The 9,885-nt window shown below is 35.3% G+C and carries 10 protein-coding genes; 4 read left to right on the top strand and 6 right to left on the bottom strand.

The window, feature by feature from the left end; all coding sequences use genetic code 11:
• Positions 1-209 precede the first annotated feature (209 nt).
• Both ACW6OJ_RS06145 and ACW6OJ_RS06140 read right to left on the bottom strand, forming a co-directional pair.
• The gene (locus tag ACW6OJ_RS06145; protein WP_456096042.1) at positions 210-977 is read right to left on the bottom strand and encodes a peptidylprolyl isomerase; all 768 of its coding nucleotides are present in this window, start codon (positions 975-977) and stop codon (positions 210-212) included.
• 143 nt (positions 978-1,120) lie between these two features.
• Positions 1,121-1,612 (bottom strand): hypothetical protein, encoded by a 492-nt coding sequence (locus tag ACW6OJ_RS06140; RefSeq protein WP_314495510.1) that lies wholly within the window; start codon positions 1,610-1,612, stop codon positions 1,121-1,123.
• Between the two features lie 193 nt (positions 1,613-1,805).
• On the opposite strand from ACW6OJ_RS06140, the gene ACW6OJ_RS06135 reads away from it, so the two are divergent.
• Entirely contained in the window at positions 1,806-2,270 is a 465-nt protein-coding gene (locus ACW6OJ_RS06135; RefSeq protein ID WP_455104399.1) for a hypothetical protein, read from the top strand.
• 246 nt (positions 2,271-2,516) lie between these two features.
• Here the strand turns inward: ACW6OJ_RS06135 and ACW6OJ_RS06130 are convergent, their stop codons facing one another.
• Both ACW6OJ_RS06130 and ACW6OJ_RS06125 read right to left on the bottom strand, forming a co-directional pair.
• A complete protein-coding gene (locus ACW6OJ_RS06130) occupies positions 2,517-2,969 on the bottom strand; it encodes a CBS domain-containing protein (protein ID WP_293426131.1) in 453 nt (150 codons plus the stop codon).
• A 253-nt stretch (positions 2,970-3,222) separates the two neighbouring features.
• Positions 3,223-3,423, bottom strand: coding sequence for a cold-shock protein (locus ACW6OJ_RS06125; protein WP_007788120.1), 201 nt, complete (start codon positions 3,421-3,423; stop codon positions 3,223-3,225).
• Positions 3,424-3,669: 246 nt separating this feature from the next.
• Here ACW6OJ_RS06125 and ACW6OJ_RS06120 point away from each other — a divergent pair, with 246 nt between their 5' ends.
• Complete coding sequence (locus tag ACW6OJ_RS06120) at positions 3,670-4,494, top strand: pyridoxamine kinase (protein WP_456096041.1); 825 nt, start codon at positions 3,670-3,672, stop codon at positions 4,492-4,494.
• A gap of 241 nt (positions 4,495-4,735) precedes the next feature.
• On the opposite strand, the gene ACW6OJ_RS06115 is transcribed toward ACW6OJ_RS06120, so the two are convergent.
• Positions 4,736-6,637 (bottom strand): glutamine synthetase, encoded by a 1,902-nt coding sequence (locus ACW6OJ_RS06115; RefSeq protein WP_456096040.1) that lies wholly within the window; start codon positions 6,635-6,637, stop codon positions 4,736-4,738.
• Between the two features lie 142 nt (positions 6,638-6,779).
• On the bottom strand, positions 6,780-7,736 hold the full coding sequence (locus tag ACW6OJ_RS06110) for a galactose-1-phosphate uridylyltransferase (protein ID WP_455104509.1): 957 nt from the start codon (positions 7,734-7,736) through the stop codon (positions 6,780-6,782).
• 274 nt (positions 7,737-8,010) lie between these two features.
• Here ACW6OJ_RS06110 and ACW6OJ_RS06105 point away from each other — a divergent pair, with 274 nt between their 5' ends.
• Together ACW6OJ_RS06105 and ACW6OJ_RS06100 are read left to right on the top strand one after the other, a co-directional pair.
• The gene (locus ACW6OJ_RS06105) at positions 8,011-9,210 is read left to right on the top strand and encodes a pyridoxal phosphate-dependent aminotransferase (protein WP_456096039.1); all 1,200 of its coding nucleotides are present in this window, start codon (positions 8,011-8,013) and stop codon (positions 9,208-9,210) included.
• Between the two features lie 136 nt (positions 9,211-9,346).
• On the top strand, positions 9,347-9,885 hold a 539-nt coding region (locus tag ACW6OJ_RS06100), incomplete at its 3' end, for an undecaprenyl-diphosphate phosphatase (protein WP_456096038.1).

Here is a 9,885-nt window from a genome sequence, read left to right as displayed (position 1 = left end):
TATCAGTAATAGTATTGCCGGTATATGTTTAACGAAATACGATAATATTTTTTTCATAGTATATCCTTTCTAAAAATCTTCATATACTGATTATAACACAAATATAAGACTTGATATACATAGCATTAAATTTTATAAAAACTTAATAAAAGCAAAATAAGAGGGAAAATCCCCTCTTATTTCTACACTTAACAGTATTTAATCCAATATTATTTTTCTACACCCTTTATAGTTAAGATGTCCTTGTACTTTTCAGTTAAATCAGTCAACTTAGCTAGGAAGGCTTCATTCTGCTTTTTGAAGGCAAGTGACTGCTCAACATCATTCTTGCAATCTTCATATTCTAGCTGTCTAGCCTCTTTACGGTCATCAACTAGGATTAGATGGTAACCGAACTGAGTCTTTACAGGCGAAGACACCTTTCCTACAGGTAATGTAAACACAGCTTCTTCAAATTCTGGAACCATCTGTCCCCTACCAAAAGTTCCTAGAGAACCTCCACTAGACTTAGATGGGCATGTAGAATACTCTACGGCTGCATCTTCAAAAGATATTTCCTTCTTGTTTATCTTCTTCTCTATTTCTAGAGCTAGTTCTTCATTGTCAACTAGTATATGCTTAGCACTTGCTGATTCATCTTCCTTGAATTCATCCTTATGCTCTTCATAATATGCTAGCTTTTCGTCATCAGTTATTTCAATCGCAGCTAGACAAGCATTGATAGCATACTGCTTTAACATGTTAGCCTTTACTAGCTCCATTTCGTTTACAAATATTTCATCCTGGTCCATCTTGTTTTCAAGTGCGTCAAGATAGAATAGCTCCTGATTGATCATATCAGCCAAGATTCTCTTTCTTCCTTCTTCATTGTCGAACTGTTGCTTCTGGTATCCATCAAGACTTGCAACTGCAGCTTCAAGGTCTTCCTGAGTTATAACCTTATCGCCAACTTTAGCTAAAAAATTCAATTCTTCCATTTCGTCCTCCTAATAATTTCTATTATGTACTACATCTAGTATCATAGCATTTTTTAGTCCTTATGTCCATACATATCTAGTAATAGGGCCCATCATTTAAAAATATAAATAATTATACCCTAATAATACTGACCAATTTTTATCTAGTAGAAGTAGGTCATTATTAAAAGCAAGACACCACTCAATAGTCCTACCACACCTACATCATTTCCGTCACGCTTCAAAAGATTCCATGAAATCACCATAGTCGCAATTATAGTGCCTATCTTTATATAGAGCCAATTAATGTCTACTGGAACTATTATAAAACTATATAGAGAAACTATATAGCATACAGCCATTGACAAGGAGAATAGAAAATACCACAGGGTCTCTCTTCTCTTAAATAAGAAAAAAATGACCAATAAGACTATAAAGGCCAAATCTATAACCCCATATATATTAAAGAGTACATTATTGAAATTCTCCACTGTTATTACTGTCCACTTGTACCAATAAATTGGCCAAAATAATATACTAACCAACCTGAAATATATTTCTATAAAACCTATTTTTTGTTTCTTTCTTTTTAGACTCTGTCTAGACATATCTACCACATCCCAACATTTATATAAACTGACTTTAAATCTATTCATACCCTCATAGTAACAAAATTGGCCCTCTATAGTCAAGTTTCAATCATTCGAATTATTCTTCGCAAAAGTAATTTAATGTCCCTCAAATTGGATAATCTTTACATAATAGCTTTTATTTTTCAACAAACTATGTTAAAATAATATAGTATTTTTATATATTATTTTTAGAAATTATAGGAAGTGGAGGCTAATTATGGGCATAAGAGATAGATTTGCTGACCAGTACGCAAGACAGAAAACAATGACTGGTCCTGAAAAAAAGGCAAACGACATAATCGGAAAATTAATGATGAAAAAGGCCATTGTTCCAATAGCAGCAATGGTAGTAATAGTGGCAATAGGTATAGTAGCAAAGATACCATGGTGGGCACTTGTGGGTCTAGAGGTTCTGGCTGCAGTAGGTGGTTACTTCTACCTAAAGAACGAAGGTAAAAAGTACCAGGAATTCACACCATATGTTGGTAATCTCATCAGCATAGAAAACAAGGGCAAGGATGGTCATACGGTCCTAATCAAGCAGGGTAAGAAGCCTGTCAAACTTGACCTAAAATATGGTGGTGAAGATCTTGAAAAGTTAAAGAAGAACACACTAGTACAGATTACCTATAATCCAGTTGGTAAGATAGGTATTGTTGTTACAAGAAACAATTATAGATAATAATTGATAAGTTTTGGGGTTAGCATGCACATGTTAACTCCTTTTTTAAATTTAGAGCTTAAGATCTACAACTATCCTACTTATTTATATAGATTTAGAGCCTAGCATTTACACCTAAACTACTTTTATGCATAAATAAAGAACCACCAAATAGCTGGCGGTTCAATTCTATCCATATCAAGTTCTTCATTGCCTAAACCCCCAATAATTCTAATCGAGAGTCCTAGCATATATAGAAGCTTACATCTATCTTGACAGTTTTTTTGCATGAAAGAAATCAGCCATATATCCTTCATCACTCTTAATCTTGTCATAGGCATAGGAGATTACATCTCTTCTTTTTATAATGCCTATAAATATATTTGAGTCATCTATAGCTGGAACAAAATTTTGACTGATCAGTATATGCAGTAGGTCCTCTACATTAGCATCTACCTTGGCAGTTACATTGGTTGACCTTCTAGGTACGTCCATAATATTTGTAGTTTCGATTAACCTCTCATTAAAAGAAGATTTTTGGTATAGGTACCATAATATATCTCCTTCTTTGATTGTTCCCAGGTAATTACCTTCAGCATTAATTATAGGAACTGAAGAAAATTTGTGCTCATTTAGAGTCTTCAAAACTGTCTTTATATTGTCCTTGTCACTAACACTTATTACATCTTTCTTTGGTGTAATGAAAAACATTATATTCATAACCAAACCTCCTGAATATCTATACTTTCAAATAAATTACACACGCCTTAAGCAAGATAATTACAGGCCTATTGGGCTTTACTTATCCTATAGCTCCTTGTAATTATCCTTATATTTAAGTATAACATTTTTAAACAAGTATATCCACTTATTTAAAAATATACGTAAAAAATGGACCAACAAATGTCGGTCCATCAATGTAAGCTTGAAAAAATTTTTTACTTAATATATCTTGTATATCTTAAATCTCAAATTATATTCTTGTTACATTTGCAGCCTGAGGTCCCTTTTCTCCATCTACGACTTCAAATTCAACCTTCTGACCTTCTTCTAGAGACTTGTATCCATCTCCCTGGATTGCAGAGAAATGTACAAACATATCATTTTCTCCTTCAACTGAAATAAATCCAAATCCTTTTTCGTTGTTAAACCATTTTACTGTTCCGATTTTCATTAACTTCCTCCTAATAATATGAATCGCTTGATTTTTTGTGATCCATTACCTATTAACCATAACATATTTATTTGGTCAAGTCAACGAAATTATTAGAATTATTGAATATTTTTTTGCAAATTTAAAAATTTTTATATAAATTATACTATTTTTGTCATCTTTTGCCTAATATCACCTATATTTAGACATAATCCTTATTAGGTGGTATAATATTTCTTGAAAATATATTTAGAACGGAGAATTGCTATGCAGAAAAAAATTGCTTGTATAAATGATATTTCTGGGGTTGGTAAGTGCTCGCTTACTGTAGCCCTACCCCTGATTTCGGTCCTAAAGTGCCAGTGCTGCCCCCTACCAACATCTGTCCTTTCCAGCCAGACCGGCTATCCAAAATATACCTTTGTAGACTTGACTTCATCTATCCAGGACTATATTGATACTTGGAAAGAGCTCGGCCAGGAGTTTGATACAATCTATAGCGGTTTTTTGGGCTCTATTGAACAAATCAAGCTAGTTGAAAATCTTATTATGAATAACAATAAGGCCCTGGTAGTGGTAGACCCTGTCCTTGGTGACCTCGGCTCCATCTTCCCTATCTTTGATGATGCCTACGTCTTAGAGATGAAAAAGTTAGCTTCAATGGCTGACCTTATTACTCCAAATATAACTGAAGCCAACCTACTTTTGGGCTTGGATCCAGATCAATTTAACTACAGTGATATTGACCTAAAGAACATTTGTAGGGGCCTAGCCAAGCAGGGACCTAATCTGGTACTTATAACTGGCTTCCTTAATGATGACCATATTTATAATATTTCCTACGATGCTAAGTCTGATACTATGACTAAGATTGGAAAACCATACAACAAGATGAGCTTTAGTGGTACTGGGGATATTTTTACGTCAATAGTAACTGCCCTTATAACTAGGGGCTTTGATATAGGTTTTAGCTGCCAAATTGCTACAGACTTCATTTATGATGCTGTCAACTATACTGCAAGCCTTGGAAGCGTGGATAGAAACGATGGTATAATGTTTGAAAACTTCTTAGCTAGCCTGTGTCAAATCTAACCACTTGTAGCTGTCTTAAATTGGTATTTATTTCATATTAATGACTAGACCAAGCCTAGATAGATTTAAATTTATAAAAACAGAGGTACTACTTACACGACTGACCCAAAGAACCAAATTCGGTCATAAGTCACACATAAGTTGTACCTCTTTTTATATCATTTATTATTCGTATTGGTCTTTTCTTATCCCCTATTATATAGGCTAGCCAAATCGGTTTACCCAGCTTCAATATTATTTACTAGAATATATTTTTCTTGTAATTAACATATAGTTGCTGAATTTCCTCCATTTTCTTCTTGGCCTCAATCTGTAGATCGGAAGCCTCCTTGTAGTTACCAACATCTATAGCACTCTTTATCATGCCGTATATAGATGGTCCCTTAAGTGTATTTTTCATCAAGTCATACTTAATCTGCTCAATAGCATCCCACATCACTTCATCTATTGCATCCATATTTTCATGAGAGTGAAGCTTTACAAAAGAAGTTAAGAGCCTTATATTCCTATCAATAATTCTTGATGACAGTTTCTTCTTCCACTTGTCAAGAGACCCTACCTTAAAAGAATCAATTATAGCCTCAGTAAAGACCGCCCCCTGAGTCAAGGACTTGAGTTTTTCTGGATAAGTCTCGAAGGCTAACATGGCTTCGTATACAGTTCTAGGTGGCTGCCCGAACCTAGCGTTTCTTTCCTCCAAAGTATAGTAGTTAAATATGTTATTTTCATCCCTATAGGCCCTTCCTTCTTCTAGGTAGAAGCCCTTGTCACTTGGAGCCTTAGATAACTCAGCCTCCAATAGCTTTGTATCAAATTGCTTTAAATCTGCTATGGTCTTTATACCATCTAGCATAGTCTGGTAGCAACCAGCTATTACTAGATACTTGTTAGACAATGGATTTGGTGACCTCAATTCAAACCTCAAGGACTTTGGCTTGTCAATATCCCTGATAAGACCTACTAGGACAGACCTATTCCTTGAAGGTATTTCATATGTATGACCTAATGATGTAACAACGCATACAGGGGCTTCAAAGCCTGGAACTAATCTATTAAAACCATCATTTGTATTGGTTACTATAGGAGCCAGCACCTCATAGTTTTTCATCATACCCATAAGGGATGCATAACCTATTGGACTCAGATAGTCATTTTTTAGGTCCTTTGGTGCAAATAGGTTTACAAATCTTCCATCCTTTAGCTTAGCTGCAACACTTACGTGGGCATGTGCACCACTACCTGCAACACCGTGGATAGGCTTGGCCTTAAAACTAACCTCCAATCCATGTGATTCGAATATATCATAAACTATTTCTCTTACCCATAATTCATTATCTGCCGCCTGAAGAGGCTTGTTGAACTTCCAAGAAATTTCAAGCTGTTCCATGGCATGATTTGTAGAACCCTTAATATTGATAGAGCTATGGATACCACCAACCTCCTTGTGGGCCATTTCTGGTTCTAGGCCATAGTTTTCAAGTGCTATAAGACATTTTTCTAGGCATGTCCTAATAACACCGTGCGTCCTCTTCCAGTATTGTTCCTTCAAGCTCTGTGACACAAATAGCTTTTCTAGGTCGGCCTTATCCTCTGGCGTATTAACCCAGAACTCCAGTTCTGTCGCGGCTGTCAACTCAATACTTTCTATATCATCAGGACTATCAACGTTCGTATTTTCTAAAATTTCAGGGTTATTTCTAATTATATCAGTTAAACTATTTTTGAAGTATTTTTCTGCTCTTTCAAGTGTACCTCTAGAGCAAACCTTCTTGTTGTCATGTATTAAAAAGGCAGGAATTTTCAAAGTTCCAACAGGGCAACCAGTCTCTTCATCTATGAATTCATGGTTGTAGTCAACAAACCAAGCTGCGTCTAGGTCAGCCTTTAAATCAACCTTTGCATTGTTTAAGGTAGCTATATTATAAAGTTCAACTGAAGATCCATCAGTCTGTATTGAAGCATTTAAAAATTCTTCTATATCCTCTAAGACTAGTTTTACCGGTATCTTTTCATCAGTTGCATTACCACCTAGGTCTACACCCATTAGTGATACGAACTTTATATATTTATTTTCCTCAAGTATTTTTCTTAGTCTTTCACCTGAGTGGTCTTCTTTTTTTATGTAATATAGTAAACTTGACATATTTCCTCCTAAAATACATGAATTATTTTTAGCTATTTTGTATAAATATTCGCTTTTTGTTTTTTAATTATATATCAACTTTTATATAATTTCAAGTCTATCTTCTAATTTATATTAAAAACTATTCTTAAAGTTTAGCCTCCTAGTCAAACCTCAAAAACTCAGCTAGGTCCTCTGGGTCAGTTCCACAAACAAAAAGGTCCGTAGATAGCTCAAAGCCACCGAAATTAAATTTTCTAGGTATTATATGGAAGTGGGTCCTAAATAGGTCGTCATAATCTCCATTTAAAGGATAAGTATGAATTACCACATTAAAGGCAATTTGCTCCAAATTGTAGTCCTCCCATTTTTCGAATAGCCTCTTGTAGATATAGGAAATTTCTTCTATTTCATCTAGTCCCCACTGGTCTATCTTCTTGTCATTCTTGCAGATAATCCTAATTTCTCCATTATACCTTGTGGCATGTGGTATAAACACCAAAAAACTCTTACCATCATATACCACCCTCTTTTGGTGGGCAAGCTCACTTTCTATTATATAGTCATAAAGGTTACTATTATGGTGGTCCATATGTGACCTTGCTATCTTTATCTCTTTTACTATCTCAGCCGGTATAAGATTAAAGGACACTATTTGAGAGTGGGGGTGCATAAGTGAGGCCCCAGCATCTCTCAGGTGATTCTTGAATATATTAACATATTCAATGCCAGGTCTAGCTGAAAGGTCTTTGTACCTACTGATAAAAATATCAAAAATATGCTTAAATTCATCTATGGACATATTATAATAGGACCCCTCATGTCTATAGGTCTCCACAATAACCTCGTGTTCACCGTATATATGGTCAGTCTCCATATCTACTATAGGAAACTTATTTTTTACAGATTTAGCCAACCATTGTCCCTCTTTTTCTATAAGGTGGGTTGGCATGTCATTCAGGTGCTCGTTACCCCTACAAAATGGGCATGTATCGCTGTATTGTGGGCCTTCACTTGACTTATTTTTATTGGACTTAATAGTATCGTGTGGCCTCTTATTCCTATAACTTGAATATATAATCAAATCACCAGTTATCTGGTCCCTTCTCATTTCTTTCATAACTTCACCTCATATAAACTTTCACAATAATCTGTTAGGTTTATTATATACCATTTTGTATTTAATAAAAACCCATTCCTGGTAAAACAAAATCAATTAATTATAGTATTTAAGAGCTTTACTAGAATAAAAATTAGAAAAAGCACCTAAGTACCTATCATAACTTTGTTAAATTATAAATATATGCGATAATTGTTTATTTTTATCTAGTTTTATGTTATATTAATGTTACGTCGAAAACGTTATTCAGTTTTAAATATATAGGAGGAAAATTATGAGATATTCAAAAAGAGTCGGTTCAATGCAGGCTTCACCAGTAAGAAAGCTTGTTCCATATGCTACAGAAGCAAAGAAAAAGGGAATTAAGGTTTACCACTTAAATATAGGTCAGCCAGATATCAAGACTCCTGAAGGCTTTATGAAGGCCATAAGAGAATTTGATGAATCTGTACTTGCATATGCTGATTCAGTAGGTTCTGATGACCTATTAGATGCAATGATCAAATACTACAAGTCTTATGACATGGAATTTGAACATGATGAGCTTCTAATTACAAACGGTGGTTCTGAAGCACTTTTATTCGCAATGCTAACACTATGTAACCCAGGTGAAAATATACTTGTACCAGAGCCTTTCTACACAAACTACAATGGATTTGCTACCTGTGTTGATGTTGAAATAAACCCAGTTACTACACTAGCTGAAAATGGCTTCCACCTACCAGCTAAGGAGGAAATCCTAGCTAAGGTAAATGATAAAACTAGGGCAATCCTACTTTCAAACCCAGGTAACCCAACTGGTGCTATCTACACTGTAGAAGAGATGCAGATGCTAGCAGAAATCGCTATAGAAAAAGATCTATGGATAATTTCTGATGAAGTATATAGAGAATTCGTATATGACGGTTTGAAGTACACTAGTTTTGGTAACCTAGAAAATGTTCAGGACAGGGTAATAATAGTTGACTCTGTATCTAAGAGATACTCAGCTTGTGGAGCTAGAATAGGTTCCCTTGCTTGTAAGAATAAGGAATTCATTGCTGAAGTTCTAAAGCTTTGCCAGGGAAGATTATGCGTTCCTACACTAGAAATGGTTGGTTCAGCTGAATTATACAAGACTCCAAAGTCTTACCTTGAAGAAGTAAACAAGGAATACTGCCACAGAAGAGATGTCCTATATGATGCAATCATGGAAATCCCAGGTGTCGTATGTGAAAAGCCAACTGGTGCCTTCTACATGCAGGTTAAGCTTCCAGTAGAAAATGCTGAAGACTTCGTAATCTTCATGCTAAATGAGTTCAGCCACAATGGTGCAACTACAATGGCTACACCAGCCGAAAACTTCTACGCTACACCTGGTCTAGGAAGAGACGAAGTTAGACTTGCCTACATCCTAAATGCAGACGACCTTAAGGCTGCTGCTGAATGTATGAAGTTCGGTCTAGAAGCCTACAAGGCTGCAGGCCACAAATAAATAATACTAAGCAAATTGTCCCCCACTCTGTGAACCCCGGGGGACTTTTTAATTAAGTCTTTATAGTAAAATAATTGATTTATTGGTTTTCTTGTGATACTATTATTAGTAGATTTTATAAAAGGAGGACATATTTTTGTTAGAAATTTTTAAGGCGATTTTCCTTGGTATTGTCCAGGGTATCACAGAATGGCTACCAGTCAGTAGCACAGGTCATATGATTTTAGTCGACCAGTTTTTACACCTGGCTGGCTCAAAGAAGTTTATAGATACTTTTTTAGTAGTTATACAGTTCGGATCGATATTAGCAGTATTAATACTCTATTTTAATAAACTTAATCCTTTTTCCCCTAGAAAGAGTCCTAAGGCTAAAAAGGCAACATGGGACCTTTGGATAAAGGTACTAATAGCAGTGCTACCATCAGGTATAATAGGTGTTCTTTTTGAAGACCAGATAGATAGGATTTTCTTCAGACCCTCTGTAGTAGCTGCCGCCCTAATTATATATGGTGTAATAATGATATGGCTAGAAAATAGACACAAGAGACCCGATATTACTAAGTTCAGTCAGGTGTCTTACAAGACTGCCCTTCTAATTGGTCTCTTCCAGTGCCTTGCCCTGGTACCAGGTACGTCAAGGTCTGGTTCTACAATTATAGGAGCTACCCTACTTGG

The sequence above is a fragment of the Peptostreptococcus sp. genome, from assembly GCF_977045075.1.
This window is presented reverse-complemented; position numbering and strand designations above follow the sequence as displayed.

Bases quoted from the DNA above. Each gene is read 5' to 3' on its own strand.
- ACW6OJ_RS06145 (WP_456096042.1), bottom strand. From the start codon at position 977: ATGGAAGAATTGAATTTTTTAGCTAAAGTTGGCGATAAGGTTATAACT.
- ACW6OJ_RS06140 (WP_314495510.1), bottom strand. From the start codon at position 1,612: ATGAATAGATTTAAAGTCAGTTTATATAAATGTTGGGATGTGGTAGAT.
- ACW6OJ_RS06135 (WP_455104399.1), top strand. From the start codon at position 1,806: ATGGGCATAAGAGATAGATTTGCTGACCAGTACGCAAGACAGAAAACA.
- ACW6OJ_RS06130 (WP_293426131.1), bottom strand. From the start codon at position 2,969: ATGAATATAATGTTTTTCATTACACCAAAGAAAGATGTAATAAGTGTT.
- ACW6OJ_RS06125 (WP_007788120.1), bottom strand. From the start codon at position 3,423: ATGAAAATCGGAACAGTAAAATGGTTTAACAACGAAAAAGGATTTGGA.
- ACW6OJ_RS06120 (WP_456096041.1), top strand. From the start codon at position 3,670: ATGCAGAAAAAAATTGCTTGTATAAATGATATTTCTGGGGTTGGTAAG.
- ACW6OJ_RS06115 (WP_456096040.1), bottom strand. From the start codon at position 6,637: ATGTCAAGTTTACTATATTACATAAAAAAAGAAGACCACTCAGGTGAA.
- ACW6OJ_RS06110 (WP_455104509.1), bottom strand. From the start codon at position 7,736: ATGAAAGAAATGAGAAGGGACCAGATAACTGGTGATTTGATTATATAT.
- ACW6OJ_RS06105 (WP_456096039.1), top strand. From the start codon at position 8,011: ATGAGATATTCAAAAAGAGTCGGTTCAATGCAGGCTTCACCAGTAAGA.